Origin of the sequence: Rhizobium sp. RU36D (assembly GCF_900176345.1) — a bacterium.
Taxonomy (GTDB): Bacteria; Pseudomonadota; Alphaproteobacteria; order Rhizobiales; family Rhizobiaceae; genus Allorhizobium.
The window spans coordinates 18,164-39,058 of the sequence record NZ_FWXU01000005.1 but is presented as its reverse complement, the minus strand read 5'-3'; the positions used below and the strand labels follow the sequence as shown (position 1 = coordinate 39,058).

General features: G+C 62.3%; 22 protein-coding genes. 6 read left to right on the top strand and 16 right to left on the bottom strand.

All coding sequences use genetic code 11. The annotated features are described in order from the left end of the window. Nucleotide 1: 1 nt before the first annotated feature. The 12 genes from phnE to B9A97_RS07840 all read right to left on the bottom strand — a co-directional run bounded on the left by phnE (nt 2) and on the right by B9A97_RS07840 (nt 10,139). Nucleotides 2-940 (bottom strand): phosphonate ABC transporter, permease protein PhnE, encoded by a 939-nt coding sequence (gene phnE, locus B9A97_RS07895; RefSeq protein WP_084364527.1) that lies wholly within the window; start codon nt 938-940, stop codon nt 2-4. Nucleotides 941-1,007: 67 nt separating this feature from the next. Next, nucleotides 1,008-1,910: a phosphonate ABC transporter substrate-binding protein gene (gene phnD, locus B9A97_RS07890; RefSeq protein WP_084364525.1), complete on the bottom strand. Its 903-nt coding sequence runs from the start codon at nt 1,908-1,910 to the stop codon at nt 1,008-1,010. Nucleotides 1,911-1,933: 23 nt separating this feature from the next. Continuing rightward, the gene (gene phnC, locus B9A97_RS07885; RefSeq protein ID WP_084364953.1) at nt 1,934-2,740 is read right to left on the bottom strand and encodes a phosphonate ABC transporter ATP-binding protein; all 807 of its coding nucleotides are present in this window, start codon (nt 2,738-2,740) and stop codon (nt 1,934-1,936) included. A gap of 166 nt (nt 2,741-2,906) precedes the next feature. After that, nucleotides 2,907-4,076, bottom strand: coding sequence for an alpha-D-ribose 1-methylphosphonate 5-triphosphate diphosphatase (locus tag B9A97_RS07880; RefSeq protein WP_084364523.1), 1,170 nt, complete (start codon nt 4,074-4,076; stop codon nt 2,907-2,909). After that, nucleotides 4,063-4,770 carry a phosphonate C-P lyase system protein PhnL gene (locus tag B9A97_RS07875; protein ID WP_084364951.1) on the bottom strand — a complete coding sequence of 236 codons (708 nt, stop codon included), beginning with the start codon at nt 4,768-4,770 and terminating at the stop codon, nt 4,063-4,065. Before B9A97_RS07875 ends, B9A97_RS07880 begins: the two co-directional genes overlap by 14 nt. Nucleotides 4,771-4,777: 7 nt before the next feature. After that, a complete protein-coding gene (locus B9A97_RS07870) occupies nt 4,778-5,605 on the bottom strand; it encodes an ATP-binding cassette domain-containing protein (protein ID WP_084364521.1) in 828 nt (275 codons plus the stop codon). Further along, a complete protein-coding gene (locus B9A97_RS07865) occupies nt 5,602-6,516 on the bottom strand; it encodes an alpha-D-ribose 1-methylphosphonate 5-phosphate C-P-lyase PhnJ (RefSeq protein WP_084364519.1) in 915 nt (304 codons plus the stop codon). The genes B9A97_RS07870 and B9A97_RS07865 overlap by 4 nt, the downstream gene beginning before the upstream one ends. After that, complete coding sequence (locus B9A97_RS07860) at nt 6,513-7,592, bottom strand: carbon-phosphorus lyase complex subunit PhnI (RefSeq protein ID WP_084364517.1); 1,080 nt, start codon at nt 7,590-7,592, stop codon at nt 6,513-6,515. The genes B9A97_RS07865 and B9A97_RS07860 overlap by 4 nt, the downstream gene beginning before the upstream one ends. After that, nucleotides 7,592-8,164 (bottom strand): phosphonate C-P lyase system protein PhnH, encoded by a 573-nt coding sequence (gene phnH, locus B9A97_RS07855; protein WP_084364515.1) that lies wholly within the window; start codon nt 8,162-8,164, stop codon nt 7,592-7,594. Before phnH ends, B9A97_RS07860 begins: the two co-directional genes overlap by 1 nt. Beyond that, the gene (gene phnG, locus B9A97_RS07850; protein WP_084364513.1) at nt 8,164-8,622 is read right to left on the bottom strand and encodes a phosphonate C-P lyase system protein PhnG; all 459 of its coding nucleotides are present in this window, start codon (nt 8,620-8,622) and stop codon (nt 8,164-8,166) included. The genes phnH and phnG overlap by 1 nt, the downstream gene beginning before the upstream one ends. Beyond that, complete coding sequence (gene phnF, locus B9A97_RS07845; RefSeq protein ID WP_084364511.1) at nt 8,612-9,391, bottom strand: phosphonate metabolism transcriptional regulator PhnF; 780 nt, start codon at nt 9,389-9,391, stop codon at nt 8,612-8,614. Before phnF ends, phnG begins: the two co-directional genes overlap by 11 nt. Nucleotides 9,392-9,485: 94 nt before the next feature. After that, nucleotides 9,486-10,139 carry a glutathione S-transferase family protein gene (locus tag B9A97_RS07840; RefSeq protein ID WP_084364949.1) on the bottom strand — a complete coding sequence of 218 codons (654 nt, stop codon included), beginning with the start codon at nt 10,137-10,139 and terminating at the stop codon, nt 9,486-9,488. 123 nt (nt 10,140-10,262) lie between these two features. Between B9A97_RS07840 and phaZ the strand changes: the two genes are divergently transcribed. Next, on the top strand, nt 10,263-11,477 hold the full coding sequence (phaZ, locus tag B9A97_RS07835) for a polyhydroxyalkanoate depolymerase (protein WP_084364509.1): 1,215 nt from the start codon (nt 10,263-10,265) through the stop codon (nt 11,475-11,477). 364 nt (nt 11,478-11,841) lie between these two features. On the opposite strand, the gene B9A97_RS07830 is transcribed toward phaZ, so the two are convergent. The 3 genes from B9A97_RS07830 to B9A97_RS07820 form a co-directional block, all read right to left on the bottom strand. Then, nucleotides 11,842-11,988, bottom strand: coding sequence for a DUF1127 domain-containing protein (locus B9A97_RS07830; RefSeq protein WP_084364507.1), 147 nt, complete (start codon nt 11,986-11,988; stop codon nt 11,842-11,844). 178 nt (nt 11,989-12,166) lie between these two features. Next, a complete protein-coding gene (locus tag B9A97_RS07825; protein WP_084364505.1) occupies nt 12,167-12,889 on the bottom strand; it encodes a response regulator transcription factor in 723 nt (240 codons plus the stop codon). Further along, nucleotides 12,886-14,130, bottom strand: coding sequence for a GAF domain-containing sensor histidine kinase (locus tag B9A97_RS07820; protein ID WP_084364503.1), 1,245 nt, complete (start codon nt 14,128-14,130; stop codon nt 12,886-12,888). The genes B9A97_RS07825 and B9A97_RS07820 overlap by 4 nt, the downstream gene beginning before the upstream one ends. Nucleotides 14,131-14,401: 271 nt before the next feature. Here B9A97_RS07820 and B9A97_RS07815 point away from each other — a divergent pair, with 271 nt between their 5' ends. The 5 genes from B9A97_RS07815 (at nt 14,402) to B9A97_RS07795 (ending at nt 19,798) form a co-directional block, all read left to right on the top strand. Then, entirely contained in the window at nt 14,402-15,418 is a 1,017-nt protein-coding gene (locus B9A97_RS07815; RefSeq protein WP_084364501.1) for an ABC transporter substrate-binding protein, read from the top strand. 101 nt (nt 15,419-15,519) lie between these two features. Beyond that, nucleotides 15,520-16,986, top strand: coding sequence for a sugar ABC transporter ATP-binding protein (locus tag B9A97_RS07810; RefSeq protein ID WP_084364499.1), 1,467 nt, complete (start codon nt 15,520-15,522; stop codon nt 16,984-16,986). Further along, complete coding sequence (locus B9A97_RS07805; protein ID WP_084364497.1) at nt 16,983-17,930, top strand: ABC transporter permease; 948 nt, start codon at nt 16,983-16,985, stop codon at nt 17,928-17,930. Before B9A97_RS07810 ends, B9A97_RS07805 begins: the two co-directional genes overlap by 4 nt. Continuing rightward, nucleotides 17,927-18,868: an ABC transporter permease gene (locus B9A97_RS07800; protein ID WP_084364495.1), complete on the top strand. Its 942-nt coding sequence runs from the start codon at nt 17,927-17,929 to the stop codon at nt 18,866-18,868. Before B9A97_RS07805 ends, B9A97_RS07800 begins: the two co-directional genes overlap by 4 nt. Nucleotides 18,869-18,883: 15 nt before the next feature. Continuing rightward, complete coding sequence (locus B9A97_RS07795) at nt 18,884-19,798, top strand: SMP-30/gluconolactonase/LRE family protein (RefSeq protein ID WP_084364493.1); 915 nt, start codon at nt 18,884-18,886, stop codon at nt 19,796-19,798. 23 nt (nt 19,799-19,821) lie between these two features. On the opposite strand, the gene B9A97_RS07790 is transcribed toward B9A97_RS07795, so the two are convergent. Continuing rightward, on the bottom strand, nt 19,822-20,826 hold the full coding sequence (locus B9A97_RS07790) for a GlxA family transcriptional regulator (RefSeq protein ID WP_084364491.1): 1,005 nt from the start codon (nt 20,824-20,826) through the stop codon (nt 19,822-19,824). Nucleotides 20,827-20,895 lie beyond the last annotated feature (69 nt).

The following is a 20,895-nucleotide window of genomic DNA, read 5'->3' as shown; positions in this document are numbered from 1 at the left end:
CTCAAGTCCTTTCCAGGCCGATCAGCCGGTGGCGGAGCTTTTCCGACCCCCAGTCGATGACGAAGACGGCGGCGAAAATGATGATGAAAAGGGCGGAGAGATCGGTGTATTCCTGCAGGGAGACGGCGGTGCGCAATTCCTGGCCCAGGCCGCCGGCACCGACATAGCCGATGATCGAGGACGACCGTACATTGATCTCGAAACGCAGCAGGGTGTAGCTGACGATATTGGGCAAAACCTGCGGCACCGCACCGTAGCGGATCTGGTCGGCCCAGCTGCCGCCAGAAGCCTTCACGCCTTCCAGGGGCCGCATATCCAGATTTTCGTTGGCTTCGGAATAGAGCTTGCCCAGTGCACCGCAGGTATGAAGCGCGATGGCCAGAACGCCCGCCATGGGGCCGACGCCGAAACAGAAGACGAAGATCAGCGCGAAAACCAGTTCAGGAACAGTGCGCGCCACTTCCAGGAAGCGCCTGGTGACGAAGAGGACCCATGCATTGGGCGTGATGTTGCGTGCTGCAGGGAAGGACAGAAGAAAACCACCCGCAACGCCCAGCGCCGTTGCCATGAAGGCAATCAGCACCGTCTCGAGAAGCAGCCAGGCCCAGATCTTCCACCGCCAGAACCAGGTGGCGATATCGGCACCCAGGGTCTCCCAGGAGAGGGAAGGCATTGTCTTTGCCAGATATTCCCCAAGGCGGGGCAGGCCGGCGAGCAGGATCCAGCGCTCGGCGCGGGTTCCATCCGTCAGGGTGACCTGCGTTACCTTGAAGAAGTTGGAAAAATCGGCCGTCACGATGAACAGGGCCAGCAACACGAACCCAACCAGAGCGGCTTGCAACCGGGCGCGGTTTCGGTGAAGCGCATAGGCGCGCTCGAAATCGGCAATGGCGGCCGACGGCATGGCGGCCAATGGCATGGCGGAAAGGGCGGCTGTCATGGCTGCATCATCCAGGGGAAATTGAAAGGGACAGGCGCTGACGCCTGTCCCTGGGTCTCTTGCTCGATCAGCTCTTGCGCTGGGCCTTCAGCCAGGCGCGCATGTCGACAATCCACTGGTAGCGGTCATGGTTGACCTCAACATAGGCCTTGGCGGTGGAGCTTTCGGCGCCGCTCATTTCCTTGAAGGCCGCCGGATCGGCGGTCGGCACGTTCTTGACGGCGTCCTTCATGGCGGAGATCAGCTCGGCCGGCAGGTTCTTGCGGGCGGTGAACGGTCCCGAGGTGATTTCGGGCGACTTCCAGATCCAGCAGACTTCGCCCGCCTTGATCATGCCCTTGGCGACCATGCGCTGCGGAATGCCGCTCTTCTCATTGTTGATGTAGGTCGCGGCAGCATCGAACTGGCCGTTAACGACACCCTGCACGCCGGCCTCGTGGCTGCCCGAGAAGGGGATGGCCGAGAAATAGGTGGAGGGTTCAAAACCCTGCTGCACCAGATTGTAGTTGGGAACGGCATAGCCGCTGGTGGAATCCGGGTCTGCGAAGGCCAGCACCTTGCCCTTCAGGTCCTCGATCTTCTTGTATGGGCTGTCGCAACGCACGGCGACGATCGAATAATAGCCGGTCGAGCCGTCTTCCTGCTGCGACGTGAGCAGCGGTTCGACACCGCCATTGGTCTCGGTATAGGCAGCCGCATAGGCGGACGAGCCGAGGAAGGCGAATTCGATCTGGTCGGCGGCAAGCGCCTGCACGACGCCGTCATAGTTTCCGGCCGTGAAGATTTCGATGTCGACGCCAAGCGTCTTTTCCAGATAGGCCTCGAAAGGCTTGTACCGGGCAATCCGGTCTTTTTCGTTTTCGCCGGAGAGGACGCCGAAACGGACGACCTTGTAGTCGGTCTTCCAGTCAGCGGCCATGGCCGGAACGGATACGAGGGCAATAAGCGCAGTCGCGGCTAGAAATCGCATGGATGTCTCCCTTGGTAGGTGGGTCAGGCGGGAACCGCAGGGCGGATCGCCGTCGAGGTCACGGATTCGTTAAATTCGGAAAGGTCGCCGCCGCCATAGATGTCGCGGACGACATCGCTGCTGAGGTCACGGGCACTACCGTCGAAGATGACGCGGCCTGCGCGCATGCCGATGATGCGGTCGCAATAGGCGCGCGCAGTATCCAGCGTGTGCAGGTTGACGAGCACGGTAATGCCGTCCTCGTTGTTGATTGACCGCAATGCATCCATCACGCGGGTGGCATTGCCGGGATCGAGGCTCGCGATCGGCTCGTCGGCCAGCAGGATGCGGGGATTTTGAACCAGCGCACGCGCGATGGCGACGCGCTGCTGCTGCCCGCCGGACAGAGTGCCGGCTTTCTGGAGCGCTTGGGGCGCCAGGTCCAGCCGGTCGAGCGCGCGGATCGCAAGCGCCCGCTCCCCATCGGTGAAATGCATGGCCATGGAGCTTGCGAAGCCATGAGAGGCAAGCCGGCCCACGAGCACATTCGTCAGCACATCGAGGCGATCGATCAGGTTGAACTGCTGAAAGATCATCGCGCATTGGCGCCGCCATTCGCGCAAAGACCGACCCTTCAACGCCGTCACGTCCTGGCCGCCAAACACAACCTTTCCCTCGGTCGGATCAACCAGCCGGTTGACCAGTCGCAGCAGGGTGGACTTGCCCGCACCGGAGCGGCCGATGATCCCGACGAACTCGCCGGGGCCGATATCGAGGCTGACGCCGTCCACCGCGCGGGTGGAACCGAAGCTGCGGCCAAGGCCGCTCAGGGTGAGATTGTGCTTTTCCATGAGGCTGATCGTGAGCCCCGTCTGTGACACCCCGATATCATCCGAATGAATTTATTTTTGCGGATTTGTGACATCCGCATGACGCAAACGAGACAGGGAGCCTCCCGGACAAACAAGAGGGCCGGCAGCTCTCGCCACCGGCCCGAAAGCATCGGAAAGACCGCATTCAAGCCGCCCGAAGACGGAAAACCGAGCCATCGGAATAGATCTTGCCGCCCTGACGGATGGTCGCCCGGACATGCCCTATGCCGCTATCATCCGCGATGACGAAATCGGCCAGCTTGCCCACGGCAATTTCGCCGCGGTCGGAAAGGCCGAGTGCCCTGGCGGGGTTGAGAGTCGCCAGTCTGGTGGCACCGGGAAGGCCTGCAGGATCTGCCTTGGCCAGTTCGAGGATCGCCGGCAGGATGGCGGAGGGGTGGTAGTCCGAAGCCAGGATATCGAGAACGCCCTGGGCATGGGCTTCACGCGCCGACAGATTGCCGGAATAGGACTGACCCCGCAGCGCATTTGGTGCGCCCATGGCGGTGGCAAGCCCCATTGCACGGGCTTCACGGGCGGCCTCGATGGTCACCGGGAATTCGCTGATCGCGGCGCCCAGATCGTGCATCAGGGCCACCTTGCCGATCGTGTCGTCATCATGGCTGGCAAGGATGACGCCATGGGCGCGGCAGGTCGCGGAAATCGCATTCAGCGTCTGCGCCATGATTTCCGCGGGCACGGTGCGTTCCTCGATCCGCTTGGCGACCGACTGGGCCGCCTCGTCGCGGCTCACGCCTTTTTCGCGTACCATCTTTTCCACATGGCGCTCGATATCCCGATACTGGCCCTGACCCGGCGTATGATCCGTGAGCGAGATCAGATCTACCGCCCCCTCGGCAATCAGCGCATCAATGACCGCCAGGGCCTTGGGAAAGGTGATCTCGAAGCGGGCATGGACCCGGTGATCCACCAGAAGCTTCGGTCCCATCGATTTCAGGGCACGGATGATGGCGCTGGTATGCTCGTAGCTGCGCAGATGGCCATAGGTGGACGAGGGGCTGAAGGATACGGCGGCATAGGCCGTTGTAATGCCGGCGACCGCCAGCCTGCGATCGAGATCGCGCAGGCCAAGCTCCATCGGCATCGGCACGTTCAGGCGGGGCTCCACCTCGCGCTCCACCATATCGCCATGCATATCGACGAAGCCCGGCAGAAGCAGCAGGCCATCGCCAGACATGTCGGCGCCGGCCACCGGGGTTTCAGCGATCTCCGCGATCCTGCCGTTCTCGACCCTGACGGAGCCACGTTCAATGACGCGGTCCAGTAACACCACGCGAAAATCAGATATCCACATTGCCGTCTATCTCCTCGGCTTTCAGTTCGATGTCCCGGTCCACAAGCCCTGCTACGTCGCCCGGATGATGGAAGACCCCGATCATGGCCACGCCTTGTGCCTTCAGTTCAGCAAGCCGGCGCACAAGCGCAGCGCGCGCATTCACGTCGAGCGAGGCCGTCGGTTCGTCGAGCAACAGCAACCGCTGCGGCAGGATCAGAGCCCGCGCGAGGTTGACTTTCTGCTGCTCGCCGCCGGAGAACGTGGTCGGATAGGCGCGCCAGAGATCGCGCTTGACGCCAAACGCTTCCAGCCACCGTCGCGCCTCAACGAGAGCATCGGCATGGGCATACCCTGCCTGTCGCAGCGGCTCGGCGACGATCTCCTCTGCCGCGACACGCGGACGGGCGATCAGGAATTGGGTGACGAAACCGATCTCGCGGCGGCGCAGGAGCGCGATATCGACATCGGCGGCGCGCGCGAGATCGATGCGGCCCTCCGCCGTGCGGTACCAGATGTGACCGTCGCGCGGCAGGTAGCTTCGATAGAGCGTGCGCAGCAGGGTGGATTTGCCGACCCCGTTCGGGCCCTTCAACAGCAGGAACTCACCGGCATGCAGCGTAAACCCAATGCCGGTGAAGGCATGCAGACGCTGGTCGAGATGATGCATATGAAAGGTCTTGGCGAGACCCTCGACTTCAAGAACGACTTGCATCGTCATCTCACAGTTTCGCATGGACGAGTTGCTGGGTGTATTCATGCTGCGGGTCCTGGAAGATCTGATCCACCAGGCCTTCCTCCACCACGCGCCCCCGGCGCATGACCATGACGCGATCGGCCATGGTCCTGATGACGCCGAGGTCGTGACTGACGATCACCATGGTGATCGCACGGTCGCGTTGCAGCCGCTTCAGGGTATCCAGCACCAGCGCCTGGACGCTGACGTCCAAGCCCGTCGTCGGCTCATCCAGTAGGAGCAGCGCCGGTTCGAGCGCGATCGCCTTGGCGAGTTGCACCCGCTGCTGCATGCCGCCCGACAATTCCATCGGCCGCGCATCCATGCGGCTCAAGGGAAATTCCGAGGCATCGAGCGCTTCCCGTGCCCGTCCACGCAAGGCTTCAAAACTGCGCTCGCCCGCGATCAGCAAGCGCTCCGCAACATTGCCGGAACTGGTATGGTTCATCAGCAGGCCGAGATGCGGGTTCTGGTAGACGATGCCGATCTGGCGGGCACAGAGCATGCGCCGTTCGAACCGATCGAGATGGAAGAGATTGTCGTCCAGGCCCGGCAGGTTCAGCCGGTAATCGCCGCTGTCGGGGGTATCTTCCAGGTTCATCATCCGCAACAGGGTGGATTTCCCGGACCCGCTCTCACCGACGATGCCGAGCACTTCGCCGGGATAAACGGTGGCGGACACATCCTGCAGGGCAACGACTTCGCCAAAGCGGCGGTTGACATCCGTCATGGTCAGGAGCGGCGGTGTCGTCATCAGTTGCGGCGGCAACTGCTGCATTGAGGCGGCCGTAATGGTCTTGTTCTGTAGCGTCATGGACGAAGCTCCCCGTTCTTGTACCAGGTATCACCCGTCGCCACCGTTTCGCCGTCGGCACGGCGGATCGCCTTGACGCCGAACTGGCTGTCGGACAATTCAAAGGCGGAACTGCCGTCATCCTGAGGGATCTCGTTCATGAAATAGCCCCTCACGCCGGACCGATGGCAAATGAGGTCGGCATGGTCCTCGACCTTGTAGGGCACATCGGAAAACACCAACGGCTCCACCCGAGTAAACGGCGGCACGGCGAACAGCCGCTTTTCGCGACCGGCCGACAGGAAGGTCAGGTGACGTGCCATGTGAAGCTTCGGCACATCCCAGCGCGGGATCGGCGATGGCGTCATCACGTGACGGCCATTGACCAGCGCTGGATAGGCAGCACCCTGCATGATGCGACCGGAGCGGACGATCTGTTCGTACAGCGTCAGCCAGAGACGGCTGTAATCGACATCGGCATGCATCTGCCGCGCGATGGATATGTTCGGTTCGACGGGCCGCAGCGGCTCGGGGTTCGGCACCTGCAGCACCAGCACCTGATCCTCCCTGAGTTTTTCCTCGGGGATACGGTGGCGGCTCTGGAGGATCGACGCCTCCAACGTATCCAACGTTTCGCGCGCGCCGGAGACCCGGGAGAGGAAGCGCCGTATCGAGGCGGCGTTGACGCTGTCATCAGACCCCTGGTCGATCACCTTGACCGACGCGGCGGGATTGATGAGCGTCAACGTCACCTGCAATCCGCCCGTGCCCCAGCCGCGCGCGATCGGCACTTCGCGGCTGGCATAGGGCATCTGGCAGCCGGGAACGGCAATGGCCTTCAGCATCTTGCGGCGCATCTCGCGCTTTGCCGAGGCATCGAGGAAGCCATAGCTGAAAGCTTCCCATGGCTTGGTGAGGCTTGCGAGGCTCATGCCGGCTCCTCTTGGCGCTGTTTTGCAGGTTCTGCCGGTGCAGTCCTGTTCGCGTTGGCATCCCGCAGCGCATCCAGCGAGGACTGGAACGTCACGTAATGCGGCAGCTTGAAATGGATGCAGAAGCCCGAGGCCTCGACCGGCTCGGTGTGATAGAGGAAGAATTCCTCGTTGACCGGCGAGTTTTTCGGTGCACCGGGCGCATTGAGATCGAGTGTTGCGCCCGAAATCACCTTCACCTCGTTCCATCCGAGCGTCGCGCAGAAACCGAGTTCCAGCTTGCCGGACTTGCCATTGGTCGTCACCTCCGCCTGGGACACCTTCACACGACCGGCGGAGAATACGGTGCCGCGGGGATGGCGGACGCGGACCTCGGCTTCGGCAAGACGCAACTCGTTCACGGTCGGATGGGCATTGCCATAGCCACGCATGGCCGAATAGCCGAGCGCCAGCACGCCTCCGGTATCGGCCCTGGCCAGGCTTTGCAGCGTGTGGGCGCGCTTGGCCGGAAAAAGCAGCGGCTCGCGGGTAAGGTCTGGAATATCGTCGGGCTGAACGGGCACCGCCTGCACATCCGCGACCAGTCCGGCCGCCTTCTGCCACGCGGCAAGCGATAGCTGGCGGCTTGGCGCGGCATAAGCGGCGGGCTCGACCGGCGGCGGCACGAAGGGCTGTCCCTCCAGCACACCGGTCGCCAGCAGCCGGTGGGAATAGTCAAGTGTAGGGCCAAGCACCTGACCGCCCGGAATGTCCTTGAAGGCTGCCGAAATGCGGCGAACGGTGAAAAGTGTATCCTGCGTCACCGGCTCGGCGATGGCCAGCCGCGGCTGGGTGGTGCGCCAGGCGCGCAACAACAGCACCGCTTCATAGAGATCGCCGCCGGCCTGGGCCAGCGCAAGTGCGGCAAGATCGGGTTCGTAAAGCGAAGCCTCGCCCATCACCCGGTCGATCAACCAGGGCAGGGAGTGCCGGATTTCCGCGACACGCCCCGCATCGATCTCGCCAAGTTCAGCGCGATAAAGCCGCTCGGCCTGTTCGATCGCGCGCTCGCCGCCTCGGGTTGCCACATAGGCCATCACAGCACCTCTATAGTCGTGGATCTGGGAATGCCGATGACCTTGTTGCCATCGATCAAGAACAGTTCGAAGCCGGTGGGATAGAGGCATCGGGATGCACGGATCGACCAAACGTCCTCGGGGAGTCCGCCCAGCGCGATCTCGCAGGAGGTTTCAATGCCTGGGCCTGACAGCCTGAGGCGCTGCCCTGTTCCAATCGCGGCGGCTGCAAAGACTGTCGCGCCTTCGTCCGGATAAAGATGCGTGCCGGTCGGCACCTCTCGAAGCGCGGCAAGCCCTGTTGCTGTGTCCAGCGCGAGAAGGGCATGGTCAGCCTGCGCAGCGGCAACGATCTCCGCCCCCATTGCTGCAATTCTGGCTGCAAGGTCGCTCTCGCCAGCGAAGACGCGGCATTCCCGATCAACCAGCGTCTCGGCGATCGCGGCCAAATCATCGCTCGGCAGCGTCTGCACTGTGCCCGGTCGCGCCAGCGCCCACATCAGTGCCTCATAGGTTCTGTTGGCGAGGATCTCCGCTGCATTGGGAATGGGCGCTTTCAGCGGAGACAGGGGGTCCAGGGCAGAAACGCTCATCAGAAAGTCTCCATATCGACGCGGGTGGCTTCAACCGCACGCAGGCGCGCATCGTCATCAGCGCGAATTCGCTCAGCTTCCCTCTGGATGAACTGCGCGATACGGTCGGTCTCCTTGCCCGCCGCAGCCGCAGCGTCGATGACGGCCACCGCCATGGCCCGTTCCAGGTCCCGGCCCGTCACCATGCCATAGCCTTCCACCGAGGTTCCCGGCAGCCGGATATGGGCTTCGGCAACCAGCACCTCGCCGAGATGGAAGTCCGTATCCGCCACCGTATCCCGCAGCGGCAGCATCACGAGGCCGGTGCGGCTTTGCACGACGTCGATATCGCCCAGTCCCGGCAGCAGGTACTCTGCCATGGCCTTCATCGCATCGCCATCGGCGCGCGCCAGGGTGTCGAGCCACCAGCCGTGGTTCGACAGGCCGGCGTCCTGGACGCCGGTCACATCATTGTTCATCGAAATTCCTTTCCTGCAGCGAATCGGGCGCTAGTATCGACGGTGCGGGGTCGGGGTCATCGAGTGTGTCGAAACTGAACTGGACACGATCACCGGCCCAGACGGCTTCGGAATAGCCAATCGCCCGCCCATCCGCCGTGACATCCGTCTTCGTCAGAACCATCACGGGATGATCGACATGCTGGTTGAGCAGCCTTGCCTCATCCGGCTCGGCACGGCGGGTGAAGATCGTGGTTCTCTTGCGGAAGTAATCCGAGATGCCGTGATCCCGGTAGATCTCCGTGACGGAAACGCCGCTCGCCCGGCGGGCGCCGAGATCCGGGAAAACGGCCGCTTCATGAAAAGCCATGCCTAGGTTGAGCGGTATCCCGTCGGCAAAGCCCCGGCGAAGGATGCGATGGACCAGCGCACCCTCAGCGATCCCAAGCGCGCTTGCCACCCTCGGCGGCGCGGGAATGATCTCGGCCGAGAGATGCTCGCCCTTGGGTGACAGGCCCTGATCCAGCAGGTTTTGCCGGAAGCGCGTGCGACGGCCGATCTGGTAGGTGATCAGCGGCGCGGCTTCCACGAAGGTGCCGCGCCCTTGCTCCACCCTGAGCTTACCCTCGACCGCAAGCGACGCGACCGCGCGACGAACGGAATGCCGCCCCGCACCGAAGGTCGCGCAGAGTTCCGGCTCCGTGGGCAATCGCGCCCCCGGTGCAAGCTTGCCGGAGGCGATATCACCTGCCAGGCGATCCCTGATAATCTGCCAGCTGTCCCGCTGCATGCGCTCCCGTCCGATTCATTCGAATGAATCCGGAATAGCGCATGCGTATGACGTGCCGATGACGCCTGGAGGGTTTGTTATTTGTCGTGGCGGATCAGAACTCGACTTCGAGTTCGATGATCTCATCGGGTTCGGCGATGGCGCCTTCGGTCCATTCCAGCATCAGCGGCCAGGCAAGAACCATCTCCGCATAGGCCGCAAGCCGCGGCTCAAGCTCTACCGCATAGGTGCGGAACCGGGTGCAGATCGGGGCATACATCGCATCGGCAACCGTCGGTGCTGAGCCGAACAGCCAGGGACCGCCACTCGTCACCAGGCATTCGTTCCAGATTGCCTTGACTCGTTCGACGTCAGGCCGCGCGCCTGAAAAGATCTTGAACTTGGCGTGGCGCGCCTTGAGGTTCATCGGCAGGGCTGAGCGCAGGTTATGAAAGCCGGAATGCATCTCTCCCGAGACCGAACGGCAGAGTGCCCGCGCCACCTTGTCGGCCGGCCACAGACCGGCAGACGGGAAGGTTTCCTGCAGATATTCGGCAATCGCCAGCGTATCCCACACCGTCACATCACCATGGGTCAGCCGCGGCACCAGCATCGAGGGCGACAGCAGGAGAAGCTCCTGGCGGGCCTCGTCATTCAGCTCGACAAACACTTCCTCGAAGTCCAGGCCGGCCATGCGACACAAGAGCCAGCCCCGCAGGGACCATGAGGAGTAATTCTTGGAAGAGATCGTCAGCGTTGCCTGCGCCATCTTGGTCATGAACCCCTATCGGAGAATATCTTCTTTCCTCGAATAATGTTCTCGCATGGCAACACGTCTTGCACTAGCATTTTTTGCACTGCCGAAAGAGACGGCCCGTCGGAGATCCAGTCGATGCTCTATCACGCCTATCAGTTCCAGGATGACATGATCGCGCCGCTTCGCGCATGGGCGCGGATGATGCAGACAGTCTCCGCCAATACATGGAAAGGCTTGAGCGAAAGCCACTGGCGACACTTCTCCGCCGCCCTCGAACTGATCTCCCGATTCGAGATCACGCATGCCCGACCCGATTTCGACATCACGACGGTGACGATCGGCAATCGCGAGGTGCCGATCGCGCTTCAGACTGTGCTGGACATGCCCTTCGGCAAGCTGCTGCGGTTTGCAGCCGATGTCGATATGGCGCGACCCAACGTGCTGGTGGTCGCGCCGCTTTCGGGCCATTTCGCCACCCTGCTGCGCGGCACGGTGCAGACGCTGCTGCGCGATCACGATGTCTACATCACCGATTGGGCCAATGCGCGCGACGTGCCGCTCTCAGCCGGCCGCTTCGGCATGGATGATTACGTCGACTATGTCATCCGCTTCCTGGAGGAGATTGGCCCGGGAGCCCATATCCTCGCGGTGTGCCAGCCTTGCGTGCAGTCGCTGGCGGCCGTCGCCATCATGTCGGAGCAGCGCCACCCGGCAACGCCGCGGACCATGACGCTGATGGCGGGGCCGATCGACCCACGGGAGAGCCCGACGGCGGTCAACGAACTCGCCGTCTCCAAGTCGCTCGCCTGGTTCGAACACTCCCTGATCAGCAGCGTGCCCTGGCGGTTCGGCGGCGCGGGACGCCGGGTCTATCCCGGCTTCCTGCAACTGGTTGCCTTCATGGCCATGAACATGGATCGCCACAAGCAGGCGCACAAGAAGCTCTACGAACACCTTTCCAAGGGAGAAACCGCGGAAGCCGACAAGATCAAGACCTTCTACGATGAATACTTTGCCGTGCTCGACCTGACCGAGGAATTCTACATCGAGACCATCGACAGGGTTTTCCAGAAGGCGGAACTGGCGACCGGAAACTTTACCCATCGCGGCCGCAAGGTCGATCCGGGCCTGATCCGCAATACGGCACTGCTGACGGTGGAAGGGGGCAGGGACGATATCTGCGCGCTCGGCCAGACTTCGGCTGCGCATGATCTCTGTCGCTCGCTGCGGCCACATCTGAAACGCCACCACCTGCAGGCTAATGTCGGCCACTACGGTGTCTTCAACGGCCGTCGCTGGGAGCGGGAAATCTATCCCGTCGTTCGCAACATGATCCTGGCGATGGAATAGCCGGCTCGTTTTTGGGGCGAGAATAAGAAAAAGGTCCCAGAAACCAGAAAACCTGCCGCGGGAGGAGGTGCGGCAGGCTTTCCGAAAAGAACCGAGCAGCGACTGGGAGGAGGAGTGTCGCTGCTCCTACAGACAACCCCTGGGAGGAGGAGTGGGGCGCCTGATATCGAAGATCTGCGGGAGGAGGAGCATCACTTCGATAACTATGACTATACACTGATTCTGCGCATTTGATAGGCATTTTGTTGCAGTGCAGTTATGCAAAAATCACATATCAATTTTGGGCCATTTCCATCGGCCAAAATGCAAAACGCCCGCTCCGAGGAGCAGGCGCTTTTGAACTGCGAAGGCTGAAGCGGACCGATTACAGAGCAACAGCAGCGCGGGCAACGCGATGGATGTCGGCCTTGTTAATGCCCAGGTCCTGCAACTCGCGGCTGCTCATGCGGCCGAGTTCGCTGACGGTCTGACGATACTTGAGCCAGTTGTTGAAAGAGCGTGCTACGTTCATGATGATCCCCTTTCTGAGGTCTGTCTGACGTCAGCAACCTTGTTGGCCCCGGCGTCGTTTCGATGACCCTGATATAGAGATGCCTAGGCATGAGTAACAGCGCCAATGCGTCACGCCACCCATGCAGATGATGCAAGGCTATGGTAACATCTCCTTAAGAATTGCAGGGTCGCCCCGCTCAATGCGACTTCAGCCAGTCCGCCAGTTCCGCCTCCGCCCGCTCCAGGGCGCTGTAGTTCAAAAGCTTGCGCAGCAGCGCCACAGTGACGGCGCGGGCGCGCAGGTTGAAGCGGCCATCGTCGTGATCGTCGGACGACATCTGGTAGACATCGAGCTTTTCGTAGAGATGCTGCAGCCGGTTCTGGACGCTGCGAAGCGAGAGGCCACGACGGCGCGCAATGGCCCGGTCGGTCAGCCCAAGCGCAATATCCACCAGAATCTCGTATTCGGTATCGCTGAAGCCGTTGACCTGGCCCAAGCTCTTCTGCTGCATGCCGCGCACTTCGCGGTCGATCACGCATTGCGCCTCCACGAAAATACTGCGCAGGGCGAGTTTCAGCCGTTCGTCCGAGGCCGATTTCAGCACATAGCCATAGGCGGCTCCGTCCGGAACGATGCGGGAGACGCCGCGCACATAGGCCTCATCCGAGTAGTTGGACCAGAACAGAATGCGGGTATCGGGCCGCTCCTTCCAGATGGTCCGGGCCGCCTCGATGCCATTGCGGGCGTTCATCTGCAGGTCCATCACCACATGCGCCGACTTGTGGTCACGCGCCAGCCGTTCGCCATCGGTGCCATTGCCGGCCTCGATCACCGTGTCGCATTCCGGCAGGGCGGCGCAAACGGCCTCATGCAGGTAGGAGCGGTGCAAGGGGTCGTCTTCGACAATCAGGACCTTCATGCGGATTCTCCGGGCATTTTGGGTTTGGCCGCGCCGCGCGGCAATTGCACTTTCACCAGCGTGCCATGGCCATCCCGGCATGGGCCGATGGTGAACTTGGCCGATATCAATCGTGCGCGCGTCATCATGTTGTCGATGCCACCGCCGCTGTGGCGGTTTGGCTTTGCCATGCCGCGGCCATCGTCGCAAACCTCGATGGCGATACCCACAGCACCCGTCCTCATGCGTACCTCGATTTCGCTGGCTTGAGCATGGCGCACGGCGTTGTTGATCGCTTCCTGCGCGATGCGAAACAGCGCGATCCGAACCGTCTTGTCCAGGCTGTCGATCAGCCCATCGGTATCATCGATCAACTGCCAGCGGATCTGCGAGCCGTTGTCGCGCACCGACCGGTCGAGATGGTTTTCGACGGCCTGCGAAAAGCCGAAGAGTTGCAGAACAGACGGCTTGGCTTCCTCGATGATCTCCCGCAGGTCCTGCATGCAGTGCTGCAGGCTGCGCGCCAAGGGCTCCAACGCCTCGCCGCCCACCTCGCCTTCCTGCATCAGGCGGTCCAGCCTGCGCGACAGCCGGGTCAGGTCAGCCAGCGTCTGGTCGTGCAGGTCCATGCCGATGCGCTGGCGCTCGCGTTCCAGCGCTTCCGTCAGGTTCAGCGCGCCAAGCCGCAGCCCCTCTTCACGGGCCCGCGCCTCCGCCTCAACGATGGCAGACTGCTTGGCCTGATCCGCTGCCCGCAAGGCAAAGAAATAGGGTGATAGAAGATCGGCAACCGAATGCGCATTGGCAACGTCTTCGGCGGTGTAGAAGTCGATCCGGTGGGACGAGCAGCTGAGCGCCCCGATCACCTCGCCCTCGACCTTGAGCGGCACATGAATCCGGCTTCGGAGGTTATGTTCAAAGATCGGGCGGGTGAAGGCATTCTCGAAATGGAAGCGCGGATCCACCTGGGCATCGGCCGTCAGCATGGATTGCACCTCGCCCCAAAGCAGCGAGCGGATGGGGCTATTGGCAACCAGCGCCGGCGCATGTTCACCCCAGGCGGTGTCGAGCCCGGTCTCATAGGCGGTATGGTATTTACCGTTGACCATGGTGATGCAGACATCGAGATGGTCATGCGGGATGATGTGTGATACCTCCGCGCCGACCGCCTTGATGGCCGAGCGGAAATCGAGCTGACCTGCCAGCAGGCGCGAGATACCGAGATAGTGATCGAGCAGCGCCGTCGGCGCCATCTTGAGCATGAAGTCCGTCCTCCCTCGGCGCCGCTCCTATCGGCACCGATCCAGCCATAGAATAAGCCCGCCGCGGACCGCGTCTTGCGAGATCCCGCACGATATTGTGTAGATCGCGCAATCGCGCTGCCGCAGCAAGCCTATACAGGCACCGCATTCTATTCCATCCTTGATGCCGTCGAGAGAGGTGCTCGGCAAGGGAGTTTCAGTTTCGTCCGGCAACCGGGCGGCTTGAAAAGAGGAACCGGTCCCGGGAAGACCGGCTAAAGGGAGAGAGACCATGAAAATGACCAGACTGCTTCTGGCGACGGCAGCGCTTTGCCTTGCCGCCGTGCCGATGACTGCCCAGGCGGATACCTCGGGCAAGAAAATCGCACTGTCGAACAATTATGCCGGCAACTCCTGGCGTCAGGCCATGTTGACCAGCTGGGAAAAGGTGACCGGCGCCGCCGTCAAGGACGGCAAGGTCGCAGCCGCCGATGCCTTCACGACCGCTGAAAACCAGGCGACCGAACAGGCCGCACAGATCCAGAACATGATCCTGCAGGGCTATGACGCTATCGTCGTCAATGCCGCCTCGCCGACGGCCCTCAACGGTGCGATCAAGGAAGCCTGCGACGCCGGCATCACCGTCGTTTCCTTCGACGGCATCGTCACCGAACCCTGCGCCTGGCGCATCGCCGTCGATTTCAAGGAAATGGGCCGCAGCCAGGTTGAGTATCTCTCCAAGAAGCTGCCGCAGGGCGGCAATCTCCTGGAAATTCGCGGCCTTGCCGGCGTCTTCGTCGATGACGAGATTTCGGCCGGCATTCATGAAGGCGTGAAGCAGTTCCCGCAGTTCAAGATCGTCGGTTCCGTCCATGGCGACTGGGCGCAGGACGTCGCACAGAAGGCAGTCGCCGGCATTCTGCCCAGCCTGCCGGAAATCGTCGGCGTGGTTACCCAGGGTGGTGACGGCTATGGCGCCGCCCAGGCGATCGCCGCCGCCAAGCGCCCGATGCCCGTGATCGTCATGGGCAATCGCGAGGACGAACTGAAGTGGTGGAAAGAGCAGAAGGACGCCAACAAGTATGAGACCATGTCGGTCTCGATCGCGCCCGGCGTGTCGACGCTCGCCTTCTGGGTTGCCCAGCAGATCCTCGACGGCAAGGAAGTGAAGAAGGACCTCGTGGTGCCGTTCCTGCGGATCGACCAGGACAATCTCGAAGCCAACCTCGCGAACACCCAGGCCGGCGGCGTCGCCAATGTCGAATATTCCCTGGAAGACGCGCAGAAGGTGATCGCTTCGGCGAAGTAACGCGGTCCATCCCGTTCCTCCCCGTTCCGTCCGGCGACACCGCCGGGCGGGGCAGGGGAGACAGGACAACCGTGCTTTAATTGCATCAGGACACGAAGCACATGAGTGAAGCGCGTAGCACGGAAACCGTGGTCAGGGTTGCCGGAGCAAAGGTCAGCTTCGGCGCGGTGCGCGCATTGGATGGCGTGACGCTTTCGATCAGGCCGGGCGAGTGTGTCGGCCTTGTCGGCCATAACGGCGCCGGAAAATCCACCATCGTCAATGTCATCAATGGCGGGCTTGCGCCGCATGAGGGCGCCGTGATCTTCGGGTCCGGCGAAACCTCCGCACAGGGCATCAAGGCCGCGCGCGACAACGGCATACGCTGCGTGTTCCAGGAACTATCCCTCTGCCCCAATCTGACGGTGGTCGAAAATACCCGCGTCATGCATCGCTCGCTTTCCGGCTGGGGCTGGCGCAAACGCGGCGCTGACATCATCAGCCGCAAGCTGGATGAGATTTTTCCCGGCCACGGCATCGAGAGCGGCGAGCATGTCGGCAATCTCTCGATTGCCGAACGGCAGATGGTGGAGATCGCCACAACCTTCTGCGAAATCGGCCAGCCATTGCGGCTGGTCATCCTGGATGAACCGACTTCCTCGCTGGATGCACGGCTTGCCGGGCAGCTTCTGAGCTATGTGCGGAAATTTGTGGCCTCCGGTGGCTCGATCATCTTCATTTCCCACATTCTGAGCGAGATTCTCGGCATTGCCGACCGCATCGTCGTGATGAAAGATGGTCGCGTGGTTGCCGAGCGCCCAGCCGCAGAATTCACGGAGCACAGCCTGATCGAGGCCATGGGCAGTGTCGTCAAGGAAAAGCGTGCGGCAAAGCCGGCGACCGCGAGAGCCGATGCCGCGCCCATTCTGTCCGCCCCGGCGATCCACGGACGCGGCCTGCCCTTTGCGGCGCGCAAGGGCGAGATCATCGGCTTTGCCGGTCTCGGCGGTCATGGCCAGACCGACATGCTGGTGAGACTTTACGAATCCCGAAGCGGCAACTGGCTGCGGCCAGGCAATCCAGAGGTGATGTTCGTGGCGGGCGACCGCAGCGTGAACGGCGTCTTTCCGCTGTGGAGCATTCTGAAAAACATGAGCATCGCCATTCTGCCCGACCTCACAAAATCAGGTCTGCTGGATGAAAAACGGGAGGCGGCGCTGGGCCAATCCTGGCGGCAGCGCATCGAAATTCGTACGCCTGACATGGAAAACCCGATCCTCTCGCTATCGGGCGGCAACCAGCAAAAGGTGCTTTTCGCCCGCGCGCTGGCCAGCCGGGCGCCCGTCATCCTGATGGACGACCCGATGCGCGGCGTCGATATCGGCACCAAGCAAGAGGTCTATGGCATCCTGCGCGCCGAGGCCGACCAGGGGCGCACCTTCATCTGGTATTCGACGGAGATGGATGAAGTCTGCCTCTGCGACCGGGTCTATGTTTTCAACAACGGCGCAATCGTCGCGGAACTGCAGGGCGAGGCCATATCGGAGGAAAACATCCTCGCGGCCTCCTTCAAGGAGGCTGCCGCATGAAGAAATATCTGTCCGCCGATACGATCCGCCTCCTGGTGCCCGCCCTGTCGCTGGCGGTGCTGCTCTGCGCCGTCTTCTACCTCCAGCCCCGGGCGATGAGCTATACCGGCCTCAACCTGCTGTTCAATCTTGCCGTCCCGATCGCGCTGGCAACGATCGCGCAGATGCTGATCATGACCGTCAACGACCTCGACTTGTCGATGGGAACCTTCGTCAGTTTCGTTGCCTGCGTCACCGCGACCTTCCTGCAGACATCCCCGGCGCTTGGCGTGATCATACTGTCCGCGGCCATTGCCGTTTACGCCGCCATCGGGGTGCTGATCCATGTGCGCGACCTGCCGTCGATCGTGGTCACGCTGGGCATGAGCTTCGTCTGGGGCGGGCTTGCGGTGCTGATCCTGCCAGCACCCGGCGGTCAAGCCCCCACCTGGATTCGCTGGATCATGACCTCGAAGCCGCCTGTCATGCCGATGGCGATTGCGGCCAGCATCTTGATAGCCCTCATCGCCCATTTTCTGATCATGCGCTCATCCTTCGGCGTCGTTCTGCGCGGTGTGGGTGGCAATGCCCGTTCGGTCGAACGCGCCGGCTGGTCCATCATCGGCGCCCGTGCTGCCATCTATGCGCTGGCCGGCTTCTTTGCCGTGCTGTCAGGCATGGCACTGGTGGGGCTGACGACATCGGCGGATGCCAATATCGCTCTGCGCTACACGCTGCTGTCGATCGCCGGCGTCATCCTCGGCGGCGGGGAATTTGTCGGCGGGCGCGTATCGCCGATTGGCGCCGTGATCGGCGCGCTGACGCTGACGCTGGCCGGCTCCTTCCTGTCCTTCCTGCGCATTTCGCCGGACTGGCAGATCGGTGCACAGGGGGCGATCCTTATCATCGTGCTAGCGCTTCGGCTCTTTCTCAACCGAATGGAAGGCCGGAGGTCGCGCCGATGACCGCACTGCTGAGAAAACCCTGGATCTGGTCTTTCATCGCCACAGCCCTGGTGTTCGCCACGACGACCCTGTTCACCGGCGGCACCGGAATGGGCGGCCTTGCCCAGGCCACGCTGACCTTCGCCGCCTTTTCCGTGATCGTCGGCATCGGACAGATGATGGTCATCACGCTCGGACCTGGCAATATCGATCTCTCCGTTCCCGCGACGATGACGCTTGCCGGTACCATCGCGCTGAAGGTCATGAATGTCGAAGACAGCATGGTCTTGCCCGGCCTGCTAATCGCCATCGCCATCGGTGTGGCGATCGGCATCGGCAACTATGCCCTGATCAAGCTGCTGCGCATTCCGCCGATCATCGCCACCCTGTCGATGAGCTTCATCGTGCAATCCTCGGCGATCTGGACCAACCGGGGCCTGCGCATCAAGCCGCCGCCGGTGCTTGCCGATTTCACGACATCGAGCACGGCGGGCATCCCGAATGTTGCGATCATTGCCCTCCTGCTGTCGGCGGGTGCCTGGGTTCTGCTGCACAAGACGGTCTATGGTCGCTCCATTGCCGCCACCGGCCAGAGCATCCGCGCTGCGCGCATGGCCGGCATCCCGATCGACGGCGCGCGCATCGCCACCTATGTGCTCTGCGCTGTCCTTGCCTCGATCTGCGGCTATCTGCTGGCGAGCTTTTCCGGTGGCGCCGCACTCAACATGGGGTCGGAATATCTCCTGATGTCCATCGCCGTCGTCGTCATCGGCGGCACGGCGGTCGCCGGCGGAGATTCCAATGTGCCGGGCATCTGGGGCGCATCGCTCTTCATGTTCCTTGTCGTTTCCATGCTCAACACCTATGGGTTCGGCGCCGGCGTGCGGTTGATCCTCACAGGTCTCATCATCATCGCCGTGATCATGCTGGCGGGCGGGCGCCCGGTCGGCAAACGTTAACCAGGACCAGAACCCATGTCGGGCAATCCCCTCTACGAGATCCACGATCCCCGCTTTCAACAGCTGATCATCGGCAGCGCCGCCCTGGATGAGCTCTATTCCGGCTGCCGCTGGGCCGAAGGTCCCGTCTGGTTCGGGGATGCAAACCAGCTGGTCTGGAGCGACATTCCCAACCAACGCATGTTGCGCTGGGTCGATGGCGGTGGGGTCTCGGTCTTTCGCAGCCCGTCCAATTTCACCAATGGCAATACCCGCGACCGGCAGGGACGCCTTGTTTCCTGTGAACACGGTCTGCGGCGCGTGACGCGCACCGAACCTGATGGCGCCATCACTGTCCTGGCCGAGAGCTATGGCGGCAAGCGCCTGAACTCGCCCAACGACGTGATCGTCCGCTCCGATGGCAGCGTCTGGTTCACCGATCCGTCCTACGGCATCCTGTCCGACTACGAGGGCTACAAGTCACCCCAGGAGCAGGCAACGCGCAATGTCTACCGGCTCGATCCCGAAACTGGCGCGCTGGATATGCTGGTCAACGATTTCCTGCAGCCGAACGGCCTTGCCTTTTCGCCCGACGAGACTCTGCTTTATGTCGCCGATTCTGGCGCGAGCCACGCGCCCGAAGCGCCGCGCCACATCAGGGTCTTCGATATCCTCGACGGAAAAAGGCTGGAGAACAGCCGCGTCTTCGCGACCATCGACAAGGGTATACCCGATGGCATGCGCGTTGATACGTCAGGCAATGTCTGGTCGAGCGCGGCAGACGGCGTGCACTGCTTTGCGCCGGATGGCACGCTGCTCGGCAAGATCCTGGTGCCGCAGACGGTGGCCAATCTGACCTTCGGCGGACCTCGTCGCAACCGGCTGTTCATCACCGCGACGCGCTCGCTCTATGCCATCTATGTCACGGCCACGGGCGCGCAAGTCCCATAAACAGGCCTCGTCACACCTGTTTTTCAGCTCTGGGACGGCGCGCCGGTCCGCAGTTGCGAGGGCGTGATGCCATAGATGCGCTTGAAGGCGCGGGAGAAGTGGGCGGCGCTGGCGAAGCCGACATCGAGCGCCACATCGATCAGCGGCGCCTTGGATTGCAGCAACAAGGCGCGCGCCTTCTTGAGCCTGAGCTTGTTATAGGCATTGGCCGGTGACATGCCGGTCTTGGCAATGAAAATGCGCTCCAGTTGGCGCCGAGACAGGCCGACGCTGCGGGCCAGTTCCTCGATCGAAACGGCCTCTTCCATGTGTTGCTCCATGGTAATGATGGCCGCTTGGATGCGCGCATCGTCCACCTCATCGACAAGCGGCCGGCGGGACTGGATATCGGTCGCGGCTCGCGCTCGGTCGATCTGCAGCACTTCCAGCGCATTGCGCTCCGCATCCCGGTTGATATTACGCCGCACGAGGAACGCCGCCATGTCAGCTGCGCTGCTGCCGCCGGCGCAAGAGCCGAGCTTGCGGTCGAAATGGAACAAGCGGTCGGCGCGCACGGGATGGTCGGGAAAGCGGTCGCGATAGGCCTGGTAGTGCAACCAGCTGACGCAGGCACGATGCCCCTTCATCAGGCCTGCCTCGGCAAGAATGAAGGTGCCCGTGCAGAGACCGATCAGCGGCACGCCCTTGGCTGCGGCCTGGCGCAGATAGCGAATGGTGATGTCGTCGACCGGCCGCTCGACGGTCAGCAATCCACCAACCACCACGATATAGTCGAACTCCTCCGGCGGCAGGAAATCCGAGGTTGGCGCCACCTGCACCCCGCAACTGGACTGAATGAGATGCCGGGTGCTGCCCAGAACCTGCCAATCGGCGCGCACGCGGCCTGATTTATCCAGTTCGTCGCTGGCCAGCCGCAGCGTATCGACAAACAGCGCGAAAGCCGACAGCGTAAACGACCGCGACAGCACAAACCCGATCTTGAGTTTGGCCGCAGCTTTGGCAACGTCCGCGGAATTCAGTACTTTCATCTGCCTGGGCACAATCTTATCCCCGATATCAGCTCCATTTAAGCATCCGAATGGACAGGATCAATCGTG